The sequence below is a fragment of the Streptomyces flavofungini genome, assembly GCF_030388665.1.
GTDB classification, from domain to species: Bacteria; Actinomycetota; Actinomycetes; order Streptomycetales; family Streptomycetaceae; genus Streptomyces; species Streptomyces flavofungini_A.
On the sequence record NZ_CP128846.1, the window covers coordinates 8593931 to 8611702 of the forward strand.

Here is a 17772-nt window from a genome sequence, read left to right on the forward strand (position 1 = left end):
GGGAACCCGAGGAGACGCACAGATGAAGACAGCGATCCTGCTCCTCATGCACCAGGGCAAGTCGTATACCGAGGAGGTCGCCGCCGCCACCGCCCGGCTCGGCATCGCCCTGGTTGCCGTCAGCTCCCGGCCGGACGCGCCGGAAGTCCTGGCCATGAGCCGTCGGCACCTGGCGGACGTCGTGGTCACCGAGGAACCCGAACTGCACTCCGGCGACGTCGAGAAGGCCGTCCGCGAACTCGCCGACCGGGGCTATCGGGTCGAGGCCGCCCTCGCCACCTTCGAGGGCTACCGGCTCCTGATGGCCGAGCTCAACGAACTGCTCGGCGCGCGCGACTGCGCCGAACCCGCTCTGCGCCTCTGCCTCGACAAGTACGAACTGCGCCGCCACCTCTTCGCCGAGAAACTGAGCGAGGTCCGGGGATACCGCATCACCCCGGGCGTGCCCCCCGAACTCGACGCCCGCGCCCGCTGGTTCGTCAAGCCGGTGCGCGGTGCCTCGTCCTTCGCGACCTTCGTCCTGGACGACGTCGGCGACCTGGCCGACCTGCCCGCCATCCAGGAGCAGATGCGCTCGGACCGGCGCATGAAGGCGATCTTCATGGACCGCTACGACTTCCTGGTCGAGGAGTACGTGGAGGGACCCGAGTTCAGCTTCGAGACATTCGTCCTCGACGGCCGGGTCCACCATCTGTGCGTCCACGAGAAGGCCCGTGTGGAACGCCTGGAGCGGACCGTCCTCGAGGGGATGTCGGTCAGCCCGCCCGTGAGCGTCGACCGGCGACTCGTCCTGGAGGGGGCCGACCACGTCACCCGCTGCCTCGCCGCGCTCGCGGGGCACGGGCTCACCGACGGCGCCTTCCACGTCGAGGTCAAGTACTGGGAGGCGAGGAAGCGCTGGGAGATCATCGAGATCAACCCCCGGATGGGCGGCAGCCTCATCAACGCCAGCGTCCGGACCGTCACCGGGCACTGCCTGCTCGACCTGTGGACCGAGTCCCTGCTGCTGCCCGACGCCGAGCGGGACGCCTTCCACGCCCGGCTCGTCCGCGCCTCCCAGGTGGAGGCCCTGCGCACCGGCGCGCCCACCCGGGCGACCGTGTTCCTCAGCAAGTACGGACGAAAGGGGCGGACCGTCGACGCGATCCGCTTCGAGCCGCCCGACCGGCCGCCCCGGATCCTGCGCGTCCATGTGACGGAGGGAACCGAACTCGAGGCGTCCGACCGGGGGATCTGCCTGATGGACGCCCTGTGGGACGTGGCGGTCGACCGCCTCGAAGCCGAGATCGACGTCCTCGACCGGCACGCGACGGAGCACTTCCACGTCCGCTACCGCTGACCCCGAAGTCCCGAAATCGACCATGCGCATGCGACGTCGTGCATGCGTCCCAGCGAAGGAGAACCCGATGAACCGCGTGCAGCACACCGGGATCACCCACCCGAAGCCGTTCTACACCGAGGAGCAGAGCCGTCTGAAGAAGGCCGAGCTGGACCGCTACCTGGACAAGAAGATGGCGCAGTGGAAGGCCACCGTGCCCTTCGCGTCCCACCTGACCGAGCCCGAACTCCACCAGGCGTACTACCGCCGCACCCTCATCGAGCACGTGTGGCGGATCCGCCTCTCCCGGGTCAGCCAGTCCAAGGCCATCTACAAGATCGCCCAGGTCGCCCCCAGGGCCGCCCGCGACTACGCGCAGTACCAGGCCGACGAGATGCTCCACGACAAGCTGTACATCAGTGACGCCGCGGCCGCCGGCGTCACCGAGGAGGAGATCCTCGCCACCGAGCCCTACCTCTCCACCCGCCTCTTCGAGGGCTTCTTCTACTACGCCCTGGAACACGAGTCGGCCCTCGCCCCGGTCGTCTCCAACTACCTGGTGGAGTACACCCAGATCAAGCTCCAGCCGGCCATCGTCAAGAACCTCCAGAAGCGGCTCGGCAAGGAGAAGGTCAAGGGGCAGGCCGCCCACCTCCACGTCGACACCAGTGAGGACCACTCCCAGGAGATGTGGGACATCCTCCACCAGCTGATCTTCAGCGAGGAGGACTACCAGCAGGTGTTCAAGTACGTCGACGACGTCCAGGAGATCCTCGCGATGTTCTTCCGGGAGATCTACGCCGACACCGTGGCCAAGCACAGGAAGACCGCCGCCGTGTGACCCGCACGTCCCGGGGACGCCGCGCCTCCGCGGGACGCTCCCGGACATCCACCGCGGCCCCGCCGCCCAGCAGACCAGCAGAGAGGAACCCCGCGCATGTCCGCACCCGACACGGCCGCGCTGGTCAAGGAGTACCGCGAGAACGGTTTCGCCGTCGTCGAGCGTCTCTTCGATCCGAGCGAAGTGGCCGAACTCAACACCGCCATCACGGAGATCCTTGACGTCCCCGACATCGGCTCCGTCGCCGAGGTGGAGCCGGGCGACAAGGGCATGGCCCGCCGGATCTGGTCGCCCACCCGACAGCACTGCGCGTTCGAGCGGGCCGCCGCGCACCCGAAGCTGCTCGACCGCATCGAGGCACTCATCGGCCCCGACATCCTGTTCCACTACAGCAAGCTCCACCTGAAGGCCCCGCACGTGGGCAGCGTCGTGGAGTGGCACCAGGACTTCGCCTACTACCCCCACACCAACACCGACCTGGTGACGGCGCTCGTGTACCTGGACGACACCACCACCGAGAACTCCGCCCTCCAGGCCGTCCCCGGCTCCCATCGGCGCGGTCTCGCCGACCACTACCTGGACGGCTACTTCCGCGGCAAGGTGGCGGGCGCCGACGCCCCCGACCCGGTGCTCGCCGTGCCCATCGAGGCGCCCGCCGGGAGCGTGATCTTCATCCACTGCCTGCTCCTGCACTACTCGTCGCCGAACCGCTCCGACCGCTACCGCCGCGCCTACCTGCCGGCCTACCGGGCTGCCGACGCCTACCCGATCCACTTCGGTCCGCACGCGGGCCACAACGAGCCCGGAGTGAAACTGCTGCGCGGCAGCGTGTCGGACACGGCACGGGTGGAGGCCGGTGTGTGGCGCCTCCCGCTCGCGGAGCGCCCCTTCGGCTCGCTCTTCCAGCTCCAGGAGGGCGCCCACACCACCACGACCGCGGCGAGCACCGGGTACGCGACGCTGGAAGAGGCGAAGTGACCGCGGTCGCGAACGAGCTGAGAGTGCACTGGAACGCGCCGCTCAGCGGGCAGCGGAAGGCGTCGGGGAAGTACCGGATCGGCGAGCTCGACTTCGACGGGATCGTCGACTTCGCACGGGAGGCGGACCGCCTCGGCGTCGACTCGCTCCTCATGGGGATCGGCTTCCACATGCCGGATCCGCTCCCCATGCTCGGCGCCCTCGTCCGCGAGACCCGGCGCGTCAAGTTCCTCCTCGCCTACCGCCCCGGACTGCTCCCGCCGACGCTCTTCGCCCAGGTGGTCAACACGGTCTCGTGGATGTCGGACGGACGGATATCCCTCAACCTGGTCGCCGGCACCTCTCCGGCCGAGCAGGCGTACTACGGCGACTTCCTCGCCCACGACGAGCGCTACGCGCGCTCCAACGAGTTCCTGGACGTCCTCCACCGGTTCTGGCGCGGTGAGACCCCGCTGTCCTACGAGGGCGGCCACTACCGCATCGAGGACGCGCGGATCGGCCTCGGGTACAAGGGCGGCGGCCGCCCCGAGATCTACATCAGCGGGGCGTCCGACGTGGCGCGGCAGACCGCCGTGGACCACGGCGACTGCTGGCTGCGGTACGGCGACACCCCCGAGGGCCTCGCCGCGGCGGCGAAACCCGTCCTGGCCCGGGGCGGCCGGGTGGGCACGCGCATGCACGTGCTGGCGAGGGAGAGCCGTGCACAAGCGCTGGCGGATCTCGCCGACATGATGCGCGATCCCGACGAGGAACACCGGAAGCGGATCGCGGCCGCCGTGGCCGCCTCCGACTTCGAGGCGGTGAACACGTCCTTCCGGCTTGCCGAGTCCGCGGAATCCGACTGGCTCTCTCCCATGCTGTTCACCGGCGCCGTGGCGTATCGCGGCGGCCCCGCCCTCTGCGTGGTGGGCAGCTACGAGGAAGTCGCGGAGTATCTCCACGCGTACAAGGAGGCCGGGATCAGCGAGTTCATCTTCTCCGGCTGGCCGACACGGGACGAAATGCGGATCTTCTTCACCCGTGTCCTGCCGCTGCTGCGGCAGCGCGAACGCGCCGTCAGTGGGCGATCGAGTCGATCAGCTCACGCGCCCCCTGGCGGAGGAGCGTGACGGCCACCGACGTGCCGAGGGTCGCCGGGTCCAGCGGTCCGGCCCACTCATGGGCGTTCAGGACCGTCTTGCCGTCGGGCGTGAAGACCCGGGCGCGCAGCGACAGGTCGCCGCTCGGCTCGCTGCGGGCGTACCCGGCGATCGGCGAGTTGCAGTGACCCTGGAGCACGTGCAGGAACATGCGCTCGGCGGTGGCCTCCCGCCAGGCGTCACGGTCGCCGAGGCCGCTCACCGCGTCGATCGTCGTCGTGTCGTCCTCGCGGCACTGCAGGGCGAGGATCCCGGCGCCGATGGGCGGGCACATCGTCTCGACGGACAGGACCTCGGAGATGTGTTCCGTCGCGCCGATGCGCTCCAGACCCGACACCGCGAGCAGCAGCGCGTCGGCGTCCCCGGCGGCGAGCTTCGCGAGCCGGCGGCCCGCGTTGCCGCGCATCGGCACGCAGTTCAGATGCGGGTGGGACGCGGAGAGCTGCGCGATGCGGCGCACCGACGAGGTGCCGATGCGGGTGCCCGGGGGCAGCTCGTCGAGGGTCAGGCCCTTGGGGTGGATGAGCGCGTCCCTGATGTCGTCGCGCCGGAGGAACGCCGCGAACGTCGTGCCCGCGGGCAGCGGCCGGTCCGCCGGCACGTCCTTGACGCAGTGCACCGCGAGGTCCGCTTCGCCTGCGAGCAGCGCCGCGTCGACCTCCTTGGTGAACGCCCCCTTCCCGCCGAGCTCGGCCAGGTCGCCCATCCACCGGTCACCGGAGGTGGTCACGGGAAGGACCTCGGTGCGGATGCCCGGGTGGCGGGCGGCGAGTTCGGTGCGAACCCGCTCGACCTGCGCGAGGGCCATGGGGGAGGAGCGGGAGACGATGCGGATCAGCTCGGGAGCGGCCATGGCGTACACCTTAGGCCCTGAACGGCGGCCGTCCCGCATCGGAGCCTGCGCCAACTGGGTTACGCGGCCGAGCTGTTGAAGTGCCCGGTGGCGGGCTGGGATACTCCGGCCGACGCGGGGCCCCCATGGTCAGGCCCGGCCGCACTCGCCCGGCTCCAGCGGGGGCGACGTCACCGACATGTTGGCCGTGCAGTGCGGGGTGTTCCCCTCGTCCTCGTGCCAGTCCGCGGGGCGCGGCCGGATGAACGCGAAGGCCGCGGCGGCCGCGAGCACGAACAGACCGGCGCAGCCCCAGGCCGCCTTCCCGAACGCGGAGTCGAGGGCGTCCGGGTCGGTGTACGCCGTGCCGGTCAGGCCGACGGCGAGGGGCAGCGCCGCGACCACCAGGAGCTGGGCGATGCGGGCCGCCGTGTTGTTGACCCCGCTCGCGAGCCCGGCGCGCCCGGCGTCCACCGACGCGAGGACCGTCGCCGTGAGCGGGGCGACGAACACGCTCATGCCGAGGCCCAGCACGACCACGGCGGGCAGCACGTCGGCGACGTAGGAGGCGCCGGGGCCGATCCGCAGCATCAGCAGGACGCCCGCGGCGGCGATCAGGGGGCCCGCGCACAGCGGCAGTCGCGGGCCGATCCGCCGGGCCAGGTCGCCCGCGGGGGCCGAGAGGAGCAGCATCAGGACGGTGATGGGCAGCGTCGCCGTACCCGCCTGGAGGGCGTCGTAGCCGAGCGTCGTCTGCAACTGCACGGGCAGCATGAACAGGATGCCGCCGATGGCCGCGTACAGGCACAGCGTCATGGCGTTGGCCGCGGAGAACAGGCCGGAGCGGAAGAGCTCAAGGGGCAGCATCGGATCCCGGCGCCGGTGCTCGACCAGCAGGAACACCGCGCCCGCCGCGAGCCCGACGAACCCCGGGAGCACCCCCGCCACGAACGAGGAGTCGCCGGACGCGCCGATCAGCGCGAAGCTCACGCCCGCGAGGAACACCGCCGCGAGCACGGCGCCCGGCACGTCGAAGCGCTGCCCGGCGGCGCTCTCGTCGCGGCTCTCCGGCACGTGCCGCACCGCGAAGAGCACCAGCGCGGCCAGCGGCACGTTGATGAGGAAGATCCACCGCCAGCCGGGCCCGTCGATCAGCCAGCCGCCGAGGAACGGCCCGACCGCCCCCGCGACCCCGCCGAGCCCCGACCACGCCCCCACCGCCTTGGCCTGGTCCCGCGGCCGGAACGAGGACCGGACGAGCGCGAGCGAGCCGGGTGTGAGCAGGGCGCCGCCCACACCTTGCAGGGCACGCGCCGCGATGAGGGTGCCCGCGTCCTGCGCGAGGCCGCACAGCGCCGACGCGAGCGCGAACCACACCACGCCGATGACGAGGGTGCGCCGCCGCCCGATGCGGTCGCCGAGCGCCCCGCCGAGCAGCAGCAGCGCGGACAGCGTCAGCATGTAGGCGTTGACGACCCACTGGAGCGCGGAGATCGACGCGTCGAGGTCGCGGCCGAGGGTCGGCAGCGCCACGTTCACGACGGTGCCGTCCAGCATCGCCATGCCGGAGGCGAGGACCGCGCTGGTCAGGACCCAGCGGCCGCGCGTCGATGCCAGGGCGACCCCGCCGTCGCCGTCGGCGCCGGGAGTGTCCTCGGCCCCGGAGGACGCCGTCATGGACCCACCGCCCTCCTGGCCGATGTGCGCGGACTCCGTGCCGGGGCGTGCCGGCTACATGTGGACGGCGCCCTCGCCGAGGTGACTGTCGGCGGGACGCCCCTTGCGGTACAGCACGAACGTAACGAGGAAGCCGACGGTGAAGAAGAGAGCCGACCACCAGTACGCCGTCTCGTAGCTCTGCACCTGGGCCTGGGCCTGCACCTCGGGGGTCGGCCGCTTGCCGACGAGGTAGTTGGCGGCGGCGCTCGTCGCGAGGGTGTTCAGGAGCGCCGTACCGATCGAACCACCCACCTGCTGGGTGGTGTTGACCATCGCGGAGGCCACCCCCGCGTCGTGCGCGGCCACGCCCGAGGTGGCCATGCTCATCGCCGGGGCGAAGATGAGGCCGAGGCCGAGCCCGAAGACGAGCAGCGGCGGCAGCACGTGCAGGGCGTAGCCGCTGCTGGTGTCGAGCGCCGTCAGCCACACCATCCCGCCCGCCGAGAGCAGCATGCCGAGCGGCACGACGGGTTTCGGCCCGAAGCGCGGCACCAGGACGTTGGTGGTCAGCACGGAGATCACGACCATCACGACGACCATCGGGATGAAGGCGAGGCCCGTCTTGACGGGCGTGTAGCCGAGGATCTGCTGCATGTAGTACGTCAGGAACAGGAACACGCCGAACATGCCCGCGCCGGAGATGAACATCGCGAGGAACGACGCGCCCCGGTCCCGGTCGAGCACCACCCGCAGGGGAAGCAGCGGATGCGCGGCCCGCGTCTGCCAGAAGGCGAAGGCCGTCACGAGTACGACGCCGATGACGAGGAACCCCCACGTCAGCGGGTCGCCCCAGTCGTGCGTCTCGGCGTTGGAGAAGCCGTAGACGATGCAGAACAGACCGGCCGACACCAGCAGCGTGCCCGGCACGTCGAGTGCGGGCCGGTCCTCCGGCGCCCCGGGGTGCAGCAGACGCCAGCCCCCGATCATCGCGGCCACGGCGAAGAGGAGGTTCACGTACAGGCACCAGCGCCAGTCCAGGTACTCCGTGAGCACACCGCCGAGCAGCAGTCCGACCGCCGCGCCCGAGCCCGCCACGGCGCCGTAGATGCCGAACGCCTTCGCGCGCTCACGCGGGTCCGTGAACGTGGTGCTGAGCAGGGAGAGGGCGGCGGGCGCGAGGAGCGCGCCGAACAGGCCCTGCAGCGCGCGGGCGACCACCAGCATGCCGAAGCTGGTCGCGGCGCCGCCGAGCGCGGAGGCGAGCGCGAACCCGGCGAGCCCCGCGAGGAAGACCGCCTTGCGGCCCACCAGATCCGCGATGCGCCCGCCGAGCAGCAGCAGACTGCCGAACGCGAGCGCGTACGCGGTGACGACCCACTGCCGGTTGCCGTCGGTGAAGCCCAGGTCCCGCTGCGCGGACGGCAGCGCGATGTTCACGATCGTCGCGTCCAGGACCACCATGAGCTGTGCGACGGCGATGACCGCGAGGATCAGCCAGCGGTGCTCGTGCTTGCCGCCGGTGTGGTGGGCGGCGGGCGGCGGAGCCGCGGCGTCCGTGACCGGCTGTGACACTGGCTGCGGAATGCCTTCCGGTATGCCTTCGGGGCCGGGCGAGCGGTCCATCGTGACCTCCAGACCCCCCGCGTCAAGAGACACCCCTGTCACACGCTAAGCGCCCGGCCAAGGGCCCGCGACCCGGGCGATCACGGCCCCGCGGGCACGGGGCCGTGATCGGCGGTCAGGACCGGCCCGGTGCTGTGTTCCCGGCGTTCTCGGCGTTCTCGGCGTTCTCGATGTGCACGATGTCCTCGGCGCCTGTCGGCTCCCCCGTGGCGGCGGGTGCGGTCCCCAGGGGCGTCGACGCCTCGGAACCGACGCTGTCGCGGCCGGTATCCCGGCGACGGGACAAGCGCCCGGCGAGCGCCGCGACGGGCTCCGCGTAGCGCGCGGTGAGCGGTCCCGCCACGACCAGGATGAGGACGTACGCCGTGGCGAGCGGGCCGAGGCGGGGCTCGATGCCCGCCGTCACCGCGAGGCCCGCGATCACGATGGAGAACTCGCCGCGCGCCACCAGCGCGCCGCCCGCCCGCCAGCGGCCCTTGACGGAGATGCCCGCGCGCCGCGCCGCCCAGTATCCGGTGGCGACCTTCGTGCACGCGGTGACCGCGGCGAGCGCGAGCGCGGGCAGGAGCACCGGCGGGATGCTCGCCGGATCGGTGTGCAGACCGAAGAAGACGAAGAACATGGCGGCGAACAGGTCCCGCAGCGGCGCCAGGAGACTGTGCGCGCCCTCCGCGGCCTCGCCCGACAGCGCGATGCCGACGAGGAACGCGCCGACGGCGGCAGACACTTGGAGCTGCTGGGCGATGCCCGCGACCAGGATCGTCAGGCCGAGGACCACGAGCAGCAGCTTCTCCGGGTCGTCGCTCGACACGAACCGCGAGATGATCCGCCCGTAGCGCACCGCCACGAACAGCACCGCGCCCGCCGCGCCGAGGGCGATCGCCAGCGTGAGGCTGCCCGCGGCCCAGCCGACGCCCGCGAGGAGCGCGGTGATGATGGGCAGGTAGACGGCCATCGCGAGGTCTTCGAGGACGAGGATGCTCAGGATGACCGGGGTCTCCCGGTTGCCGAGCCGTCCCAGGTCGCCGAGGACCTTCGCGATGACGCCGGACGAGGAGATCCAGGTGACGCCGGCCAGGACGACGGCGGCCACCGGGCCCCACCCCATCAGGAGCGCGGCGGCCGCGCCCGGAAGGGCGTTGAGGGCGCAGTCGACGATCCCGGCCGGGTACTGGGTCTTGAGGTTGCTGACGAGGTCGCTGGCCGTGTACTCCAGGCCGAGCATGAGGAGCAGCAGGATGACGCCGATCTCGGCGCCGATGGCGACGAATTCCTCGCTGGTGCCGAGCGGCAGCAGCCCGCCCGTACCGAACGCGAGTCCGGCGAGCAGGTAGAGCGGGATCGGGGAGAACTGGAGGCGGCCGGCGATGCGGCCGAGCAGCCCGAGCGCGAGGATGATCGCGCCGAACTCTATGAGCAGGACGGCAGAGTGCACGCGATCACTCCCGGCCGAGTATCGCCGCGGCGCTCTCGACGCCTTCCCGGGTGCCGATCACGATGAGGGTGTCGCCGCCCGCGAGCCGGAAGTCCGGGGTGGGGGAGGGGATGGCGTCGGCCCGCCGCAGCACCGCCACGACGGAGGCGCCGGTCTCGGTGCGCAGCCGGGTGTCGCCGAGCACGCGGCCGTTCCAGTGCGAGGTCGCCGCGATCTCGATGCGCTCGGCGAGCAGGCCGAGGTCGGTGGTGTGCAGCAGGTTCGGGCTCTGGTGCGTCGGCAGGAGCGCGTCCACCAGTGCCGCCGCCTCGCCCGCGCTCAGCCGTAGCGAGAGCGCGCACGCGTCCGGGTCGTCGGCGCGGTAGGCGCTGAGCGTCCGGCCCCCGTCGCGGTGCGCCACGACGGACAGCCGCCGCTGTTCGCGAGTGGTGAGGTCGTAGCGCGCACCGATGCCTGGCAGTGGCGTTCGGCTCATACGTGGAGCGGACACAGCTCTCCCCTGATGATCATGGGTTACTTCGTGCGCATGCCACCCTATCGTTCAGATTTTACTGATACTTGGTGGTGCGGGGGTGAGGGTGGGGCTAAGTGGGCGCGGGGGTGGTGCCGATGGCCTCCGCCCGGGGGCCGCTCCGCCGCTCACGTGCGGAGCCCGGCCGAGGGTACGGCGCGGCGGTGGTGAACGGCTGAGACGTCAGTGACCCGGCATCACCTGGCTGTGTGGCAACGGGACGTGGGCGCTCCGGTCGGACCGTTCGGCAGAACCGGACTGTGCGCGACGCCGCAGCGCTGTCCACTGCCCCGACCGGTAACGATGCGCGCGTGAATTTGCCTGCGCAGCTCTCTCCGGTGCCTGACGCGGACGGCCTCTGCCTTCGGGCTCCCGAGGGCGCGGGCCTTTGGGGTGCGCGAACTGCCTGTGGGCCATCTCTGGTGCCGACGCGGCGGTGATCGACACTCCTGACGACGGGCCGATGACCGAGGCGATGATCGCTGCCGCGCGGCCATGGCTCGGCGGACGCACGGTGCGGACTGTGATCAACACGCATGCGAACGGGGACCACGGCTTCGGCGACCATCTTTTTTCCCCTCTTTCCCTCTTTCCGGAAGCGGAGGCAATCGCCACCGGCGCCGACCACCACGATCACCACGAACCGACTCCGCAGGAAATGCACGCGCTGGTGCACGACTCACCGCCCGACCCTCCGCTGGACCGTTACCCGCGACTTCCACGGCGGCCCCCCTCATCGGGCGGGGCCGCTGAAGAACATCGTCAACGCGTGCGAGCTCGTCCTCGGCTTCAACCCGCGGGTCGTCATCCCCGGACACGGACGGCCGACGGATCAGGCCGGGCTGAAGGAACATCTGGAGTACCTGCGCACGCTGGAGCGTGAGGTGCACCGCCGCTACGAGACCGGCCTCACCGGCGAGGGGACGACGGACCGCGCGCCGCGGAAGAGGAACGCGAGGGGCTGCACGCACGCCGCCGTGCCGTAGATTCTTCGCACGTACGCGTGCCGAAGGAGCCCCTGGCCCATGTCCACTGCACTGATCGCGAGACCGCACGTCGAGCTCGCGAAGAACGCCGTCTCGATGGACGACCTCACGGCGGACATGGCCCGTCGGCACGCCGACCTCCCGCGGCTCGCCGCCTACCTGCGGACGGCGCGGTCCACCGGAGTGCGGACGCGGTACTTCAGCAGGCCCTTGCGGTCGGCGACCGTCGCGGGTGAAGCGGCCTTCGACGAGCGCAACCGGGCCGCCTATCAGGACGCACTGGAGATGGCCCTGCTCGCGGCGCCACGGGCCGTGGAGAACGCCGGGCTGACCCTGGCGGACATCGACTGCGTCATCACCAGCCACACCACCTCGTGGACCGCCCCGAGTCTCGACACGGACCTCATCCAGCGCCTGGCTCCGCAGGGCCTGCGACGGGACACGGCGCGCATACCCCTGGGTTCGTACGGCTGCGCGGGGGGAGCCCAGGCCTTGGCCCTGGCGCATGACCACATAGCGGCCCACCCGGGCGCGCACGTCCTGGTCGTCGTCGCGGAGTGCCTGAGCGCCGCGACCTACAACCCCGTCGACTCCAGCCGCGAGAGCATGATCTACAAGGTGCTCTTCGGCGACAGCGCCGCAGCCTGCGTGGTCTCCGGCCGAGACGGCGGCGGGGAAGGCCCGCGGTTCCGTATCGACGACACCTGGCAGTACGTCCTGCCCAGGAGCCAGGACTTCTATCAAGGGCGGTTCGACTCCTACGGCCTGCATTTCGATTCCACGCGGGAGGCCACCCGCGCCATCGGCTTCGTCGCACCGGCCCTGCACGAGTGGCTGGACAGGCACGGCACCGCGTTCGTGCCTGACTTCTGCGTCGTGCACGCCGGTGGCCCGGCCATCCTCAGGCACGCGGAGTCGGCGCTCCGCGTCGGCACCGGACAGAGCGAAGAAGCCCGCACGGGCCCGCTGCGCCACTCCTGGGACAGTCTGGAGCAGTGCGGAAACCTCGGCGGCGCGTCCGTCCTGGACGTGCTGTGCCGCTCGTTCGACGAGCCCGCCCCAGGAGACAGAGGGTTGTTGCTCGGGTTCGGTCCCGGGTTCATCGTCGCCGGTTGCAGACTGACCCGCGCCTGACACCGGACCCCGGCCGCGCCCCGGACGCGGTCGACTGTGGCGCGTCCCGGACGCGGACGTCACGCCACCGCCACGACCGCCGGTCACGCTGGCCGCATGACCCACTCGACCACGCAGGCTCCAGGCCCGGTGGTGAGCCGGGGAACCCGCTGTCGGTCGCGGGCTTCGCCCTGATGGGCGCCGGGGTGCGCGCGCTGTTCCCCGCGGGGCGCAAGCCCAGGACCAGCGGTACGGCGCACCCGGCACCGGCCGGCGGCGCGCCCCGGACGGGCTGACGGCGTGCCGGGACCGGCTGACAGCGTGCCAGAACTGGCTGACGGCGTGCCGGGCCGGTTGACGGCCCCAGCCCGCGCCCTACCCCTCGTACCGCTCCAGCACCGTCTCCACCGTGTCCGCGTCCCCCGCCGTCTTGTCCTCCCGGTACCGCACCACCCGCGCGAACCGCAGCGTCACCCCCGCCGGATAGCGCGTGGAGCGCTGCAATCCGTCGTAGGCGATCTCCACGACCAGCTCGGGGCGGACCCGGACCGTGAACCCGTCGTCCTCGACGGCGAGTTCGCGCAGACGCTCGGTCTGCCAGGCGAGCATCACGTCGGTCATGCCTTTGAAGGTCTTGCCGAGCATCGCGTACGTGCCGTCGCCGCGGCGCGCTCCCAGGTGCAGGTTGGACAGCTTCCCGGTGCGCCTGCCGTGGCCCCACTCGGCGGCGAGGACCACGAGGTCCAGGGTGTGCACGGGCTTCACCTTGAGCCAGGCGGCGCCTCGGCGGCCCGCGCTGTAAGGGGTGTCGAGGCCCTTCAGGACGACGCCCTCGTGGCCGCGCTCCAGCGTGTCGGCGAAGAACGCCTCGGCGGCCCGGCGCGCCCCCTCGTCGGCGGGGTCCGCCACGACCGCGCGCCGCACCCGCATCGGCTCCGGCACCAGCCGCGCGAGCCGCGCGTGCCGCTCCCGCAGGGGCAGGTCGAGGAGGTCGTCGCCGTCGACGGACAGGGCGTCGAAGAAGACAGTGGACAGGGGCAGCTCGGTGGCCGCCCCGGCCACGTCGAGGCGCGAACCGACGCGGCCCGCGATGTCCTGGAAGGACCGCGGCCGCCCGTCGTCGCCGAGCGCGATCACCTCGCCGTCGAGGATGAAGCGCTCGCCCGCCAACTCGGCGACGGCGGCGGTCAGTTCGGGCAGCCGTTCGGTGATGTCGTCGAGCGTGCGGGTGTACGCGCGGACGCGGGCGCCGTCGCGGTGCACCTGGACGCGGATGCCGTCCAGCTTCTCCTCGACCGCGCACGGACCGAGCTTGTCGATGCCCTCGCCCACGGACCCCGCGCCGTGCGCCAGCATCGGCTGCACCGGCCGCCCCACGGTGAGCCGGAACTCCGCCAGCGCGTCCGGCCCGCGCGCCAGCAGCTCCCGCGCCACGGGGGCCGTCGACCCGGCCAGCATCACGGCCCGCCGCACCGGCGCGGCGGGCGTTCCCGTGGCCCGGGCGAGGCCCTCCACGGCCAGCGCGTCCAGCGCCCCCTGCCGCACCTCACCTGTGAGCAGGCCGAAGAGGAAGTGCTGCTCGTCCGCGGTGGCCGCACCCATCAACTCCTGCACGAGCCGCCGCCGTTCGGCCTGCGCGCCCGCCCCCGACACCCCGGCGAGAACGGTGAGGGCGGCGTCCACGTCCCGGACGGTGAGCGTCGGCTCGGCCGCCGGGGCGACGGGTTCCTTGAGCGCGTTCCAGCCCACCCCGATCCGCCCCTGCGGCAGCCGCCCCGCGAGATACGGAATGACGAGCGGCACGTCGTCGGGCCCGGCCGCCCGGAACAGCTCGGCCAGCAGCTCCACCTTCCGCGACCGCGCCGCCGTCGCGGCCACGCCCTTGGACACCTCAGCGACCCGCACGAACAACATGCGGCCATCCTGCAACGCCCCACAGGATCCCGCACGACGCGGGACGCGACGCGTGTGACTGCTGGTGCTGTGCTTCGCTGCCTTCCGGAGGAGGGGGCGGGGCGTGCTGCCCGCGCCGATGACGGTAGTCCGGCGTCAGCGACTGCCATCCCCGTAGGGCATGGGCGAGGCGGGCGTGGCGCCCGCCCACGCCCGCACCCCGTCCGGCTTCGGCCCGTCCTACGCCGGTACGACGCCCCGGACGACGCCGAGCTCCACCAGGTCCTGGGGCCGCAGGCGCAGCTCCTCGGCCAGTGCGGGCACGTCGGCGTGCGGGCGTTTGAGGATGGCCGCCGCGGCCTCCGGGGCGATCACCGAGAAGTAACTGTCCGGTGCGGCCCAGGTGTTGGCCGGTGCGGCCAGTGCGAGGGCGCCGCCCGAGCCGCCCTCGCCGATGACGAGGGATGTGAGGGGGACGCGGGCGGCGGCGACGGCCGCGAACACGTCGGCGATGGCCGCGCCCGCGCCCGCGCGCTCCGCCGCCGCGTCATTGGCGGCCCCGGGCGTGTCGATGAGGGTGAGGACGGGCAGCGCGAGTCGGTCGGCCAGGCGGACGAGGCGGGCCGCGGTGCGGTATCCGGCGGGGCGGGTGGGGGTGCCGGTCTGGGCCGCGTACGCGACGGCCCGACCGGCCCGCAGGCCGACCCCGCACAGCATCCCGTCGTCCGTGCCACCGCAGCGGTCCCCGCTGATCGGCTCGCGGGAGTCGAAGTAGGCGTCCAAGTAGGCCTCGGCGCGCGGCCGTTCGGGGGAACGGGCGCGGCGTACCGCCTGCCAGCCGGTCGCGGGCGCCGCCGCCTCCCCGAGGGCGCGCGGCGGCTCGGGCGCGCCGGTCGCGGGCGTGGTGAGCAGCCGCAGCCAGTGCCCGAGGCGCGCGGACAGCCGGTCCGGAGCCACGATGGCGTCGACCGCGCCCGCCGCGAGCTGGCCCTCCGCCGTGTACGCGGCCGGGTCCGCGTCCGGCGGCCGCACCCGTGACCCCGCGAACCCCACCTGAGTGCCGGGAAGCGCGAGCACGACGTCGGCACCCGCGCCGAGCGTCGCCCAGCCGCCACCGGTCGTCGGGTCGCGGACCACCGCGACCTGCGGCAGCCCGGCCGCCCGGTTCAGCGCCGACTGGGCCGCCACGCGCTGGAGTTGGCGCAGCGCCACCATGCCCTCCTGCATCCGACTGCCGCCGGTCGCGATCAGGGAGACGAGGGGGAGCCGGCGCTCGCGGGCGGCCGCGTACGCCACCTCCAGGCGGTCCCCGGCCCGCTCGCCGAGCGAACCGCCCAGATAGCGGAACTCGAAGGAGACGAGCACGGCCGGGAGCCCCGCGACCGTCGCCGTCCCGCAGATCACGGATTCCGACTCGCCGGTACGTTCCGTGGCGGCGGCTCGCGCGCTGTCGTACCCCGCCCACGCCAGCGGGCCGTCCGGCCGCCCGTCCCCGTGCGGGTAGGGGAGCTCGGCGAAGTCCGCCGTCACGAGAGCGAGGGCCGCGCGCGCGGACACGCGGCCGGGGGTGGGGGATGGGGAGGCCGGGGCGTTCGAGGAGGGATCAGGCACGCCTCGTACTCCTACCCGTTCGCCCCGGCTTCGTCGAGGACCCACTGGCCCCGGTAGCAGATGAGGATCGGCCCGACCCAGTGGCAGGTGGGGTTCGTGGTGGGCGGCGGGTCGGTGGGGGTGGGGGTGGGAACAGGTGTCGGCGTGGGGGTGGGCGTCGGGGTGGGCGTGGGCGTGGGGTCGACGGGGGTAGGGCTGGGGTCGACCGGAGTGGGGGTGGGCGTGGGCGTCGGGGTGGGCGTCGGCGTTGGACTCGGTGTCGGTGTCGGTGTCGGTGTCGGTGTCGGTGTCGGTGTCGGCGTGGGCGTGGGCGTGGGGGGTGGCGTCGGCGTAGGCGTGGCCGGGGGTGTCGGGGTCGGGTCCGGCTCGGGCTGTTCCGGCGGCCGGGTGGGCTCGGGCGCGGGCGCGACGGGCTCCGGCCGGGCGGGGGCGGGGTCCGCGTCGGGTGCCACCGGCGCCGGGGGCGCGGCCTGCTCCGGTGCGGGAGGTACGGCCGGTGCCGGCGGCTCGGGCGGTGCGACGGCCGGGGGCCGCGGGGCCGCCGCTTCGGGGGCCGCCGCGTCCGGAGCCTCCGGCGCCGCCTCGCTCCTGGGCTGCGGCACGGCCCCGCCGCCGTCCCCGGGCCCCTCGGCCTCGCCGGGCGCGGCGGACGGCCGGGGAGCGTGGGCGCTCCCGCTCTCCGCCGCCGTGGCCCGCGCGGGGGCCGAGCCGGAGCCGACGCCGCTGAGGACGAGGCCCGCGGCGACGGCAGCCGCGGTCGCCGTCGTGCCGATCGCCCCGGCCACGGCGACGGGCAGCTTCCCGCCCCCGGTGAGGACGTGACGTACGCCGTGCAGCAGACCCGTGGGCCCGGACGAGCCGGACCCGGTGGCCGACGCCACGGCGCCGGCGCCCGCTCCGGCCCCGGCCGCGAGCGGCACCAGGAACTTGCCCGTGCCGCCGAGCACGAAGATGAGCAGGGCCGGTCCCACCAGGGCGGGCAGCCGGTTGTTGGCGCGGGTCAGGAGGGCGAGCCGGGCCCGGCAGTCGGGGCAGCCGCCGAGGTGGCCGACGAGGGTCTCGGACTGGCGCGGGGACGCCTCGCCGCGGATGTGCGCGGGCATCCGGTCCCAGTGGGTCTCGCACGCCGGGTCCTCGGGCGTACCGGGGTGGGCGCGCAGGAACGCCTGCCGCATGCCCTCGCGCGCCCGGTGCAGGAGCACGGCCGTGGCCCCGCTCCCGGCGCCGATGCCGCGCCCGACCGCATCGAGGGGCTGGCCCTCGGCCTCCGCGAGCCACAGCGCCTTCACCCACCGCTCGGGCAGCTGCCCGAGCACGCGTGTGAGCAGGTCGACGGAGGAGACGCGGGCCGCCGGGTCGCCGCCGCCGTCGGGGACGGTGGTGACGTCGACGGTCTCGGCCGCGCCGGTGTTCTGCGGATCGCGCGGGGTCTCGCGGGCGGCGGCCCGGCCCGCGGAGGACGCGAGGTGCCGCACGGTCGTCATCAGATACGCCGGTACGTTCTCGATCTCGTGCCCCGCGGCGAGGCGCCGCCAGACCCGGAAGTGGGCCTCGGCGACCAGGTCGTCGGCGATCCAGGCGTCGCCGGTCAGGGACCGGGCGTAGGCGACGAGCCGGGGGTGTTCGGACTCGTAGACGCGCGCGTACGCGGCGGTCGCGGCACCGGACGCCTGGGCGGGGACACCGGCCGTGACGTCCGCGGGAACCTCGGGCGGGACGTCTGCGGGGACGTCTGACATGGCAGGACACACTCCTGTCCCACTGCGGGGATGGGGACGAGTTCGGAAGCCTAGGCCAGAAATGTCCGACTTATCAGAGGGGAGTGGTACAGGT

Annotated in this window: 13 protein-coding genes; 5 read left to right on the forward strand and 8 right to left on the reverse strand. The window is 73.1% G+C overall.

Annotation, left to right across the window (positions count from 1 at the left end; genetic code table 11):
- Window positions 1-22: 22 nt before the first annotated feature.
- The 4 genes from QUY26_RS37280 (at window position 23) to QUY26_RS37295 (ending at window position 4246) form a co-directional block, all read left to right on the forward strand.
- Window positions 23-1339, forward strand: a complete 1317-nt coding sequence (locus tag QUY26_RS37280) for an ATP-grasp domain-containing protein (RefSeq protein ID WP_289954643.1) — start codon at window positions 23-25, stop codon at window positions 1337-1339.
- A gap of 67 nt (window positions 1340-1406) precedes the next feature.
- Window positions 1407-2159: an iron-containing redox enzyme family protein gene (locus tag QUY26_RS37285; protein ID WP_289954646.1), complete on the forward strand. Its 753-nt coding sequence runs from the start codon at window positions 1407-1409 to the stop codon at window positions 2157-2159.
- Window positions 2160-2255: 96 nt separating this feature from the next.
- The gene (locus tag QUY26_RS37290; RefSeq protein ID WP_289954648.1) at window positions 2256-3137 is read left to right on the forward strand and encodes a phytanoyl-CoA dioxygenase family protein; all 882 of its coding nucleotides are present in this window, start codon (window positions 2256-2258) and stop codon (window positions 3135-3137) included.
- Window positions 3134-4246: an LLM class flavin-dependent oxidoreductase gene (locus QUY26_RS37295; RefSeq protein ID WP_289954650.1), complete on the forward strand. Its 1113-nt coding sequence runs from the start codon at window positions 3134-3136 to the stop codon at window positions 4244-4246. Before QUY26_RS37290 ends, QUY26_RS37295 begins: the two co-directional genes overlap by 4 nt.
- On the opposite strand, the gene hemC is transcribed toward QUY26_RS37295, so the two are convergent.
- The 5 genes from hemC to QUY26_RS37320 form a co-directional block, all read right to left on the reverse strand.
- On the reverse strand, window positions 4194-5129 hold the full coding sequence (hemC, locus tag QUY26_RS37300) for a hydroxymethylbilane synthase (protein ID WP_289954651.1): 936 nt from the start codon (window positions 5127-5129) through the stop codon (window positions 4194-4196). The two genes, QUY26_RS37295 and hemC, sit on opposite strands and share 53 nt — an antisense overlap.
- A 129-nt stretch (window positions 5130-5258) precedes the next feature.
- Complete coding sequence (locus QUY26_RS37305) at window positions 5259-6785, reverse strand: MFS transporter (RefSeq protein ID WP_289954652.1); 1527 nt, start codon at window positions 6783-6785, stop codon at window positions 5259-5261.
- Between the two features lie 54 nt (window positions 6786-6839).
- Complete coding sequence (locus QUY26_RS37310; protein ID WP_289954653.1) at window positions 6840-8390, reverse strand: MFS transporter; 1551 nt, start codon at window positions 8388-8390, stop codon at window positions 6840-6842.
- A 115-nt stretch (window positions 8391-8505) separates the two neighbouring features.
- Window positions 8506-9825 carry a cation:proton antiporter gene (locus QUY26_RS37315; protein ID WP_289954654.1) on the reverse strand — a complete coding sequence of 440 codons (1320 nt, stop codon included), beginning with the start codon at window positions 9823-9825 and terminating at the stop codon, window positions 8506-8508.
- Between the two features lie 4 nt (window positions 9826-9829).
- Window positions 9830-10300, reverse strand: coding sequence for a cation:proton antiporter regulatory subunit (locus tag QUY26_RS37320; RefSeq protein ID WP_289954657.1), 471 nt, complete (start codon window positions 10298-10300; stop codon window positions 9830-9832).
- Window positions 10301-11361: 1061 nt separating this feature from the next.
- On the opposite strand from QUY26_RS37320, the gene QUY26_RS37325 reads away from it, so the two are divergent.
- Window positions 11362-12456 carry a PhlD gene (locus QUY26_RS37325; RefSeq protein WP_289954659.1) on the forward strand — a complete coding sequence of 365 codons (1095 nt, stop codon included), beginning with the start codon at window positions 11362-11364 and terminating at the stop codon, window positions 12454-12456.
- A 354-nt stretch (window positions 12457-12810) separates the two neighbouring features.
- Here QUY26_RS37325 and QUY26_RS37330 read toward each other — a convergent pair whose 3' ends face one another.
- The 3 genes from QUY26_RS37330 to QUY26_RS37340 all read right to left on the reverse strand — a co-directional run bounded on the left by QUY26_RS37330 (window position 12811) and on the right by QUY26_RS37340 (window position 17678).
- Window positions 12811-14349, reverse strand: a complete 1539-nt coding sequence (locus tag QUY26_RS37330; protein ID WP_289954661.1) for an ATP-dependent DNA ligase — start codon at window positions 14347-14349, stop codon at window positions 12811-12813.
- Between the two features lie 219 nt (window positions 14350-14568).
- Window positions 14569-15939 (reverse strand): carboxyl transferase domain-containing protein, encoded by a 1371-nt coding sequence (locus tag QUY26_RS37335; protein WP_289954663.1) that lies wholly within the window; start codon window positions 15937-15939, stop codon window positions 14569-14571.
- An 11-nt stretch (window positions 15940-15950) separates the two neighbouring features.
- A complete protein-coding gene (locus QUY26_RS37340) occupies window positions 15951-17678 on the reverse strand; it encodes a sigma factor (RefSeq protein ID WP_289954666.1) in 1728 nt (575 codons plus the stop codon).
- Window positions 17679-17772: the final 94 nt, after the last annotated feature.

Coding starts and splice junctions, on each gene's coding strand:
- QUY26_RS37280 (WP_289954643.1), top strand. CDS start 23: ATGAAGACAGCGATCCTGCTCCTCATGCACCAGGGCAAGTCGTATACC.
- QUY26_RS37285 (WP_289954646.1), top strand. CDS start 1,407: ATGAACCGCGTGCAGCACACCGGGATCACCCACCCGAAGCCGTTCTAC.
- QUY26_RS37290 (WP_289954648.1), top strand. CDS start 2,256: ATGTCCGCACCCGACACGGCCGCGCTGGTCAAGGAGTACCGCGAGAAC.
- hemC (WP_289954651.1), bottom strand. CDS start 5,129: ATGGCCGCTCCCGAGCTGATCCGCATCGTCTCCCGCTCCTCCCCCATG.
- QUY26_RS37305 (WP_289954652.1), bottom strand. CDS start 6,785: ATGACGGCGTCCTCCGGGGCCGAGGACACTCCCGGCGCCGACGGCGAC.
- QUY26_RS37310 (WP_289954653.1), bottom strand. CDS start 8,390: ATGGACCGCTCGCCCGGCCCCGAAGGCATACCGGAAGGCATTCCGCAG.
- QUY26_RS37320 (WP_289954657.1), bottom strand. CDS start 10,300: ATGAGCCGAACGCCACTGCCAGGCATCGGTGCGCGCTACGACCTCACC.
- QUY26_RS37325 (WP_289954659.1), top strand. CDS start 11,362: ATGTCCACTGCACTGATCGCGAGACCGCACGTCGAGCTCGCGAAGAAC.
- QUY26_RS37330 (WP_289954661.1), bottom strand. CDS start 14,349: ATGTTGTTCGTGCGGGTCGCTGAGGTGTCCAAGGGCGTGGCCGCGACG.
- QUY26_RS37340 (WP_289954666.1), bottom strand. CDS start 17,678: ATGTCAGACGTCCCCGCAGACGTCCCGCCCGAGGTTCCCGCGGACGTC.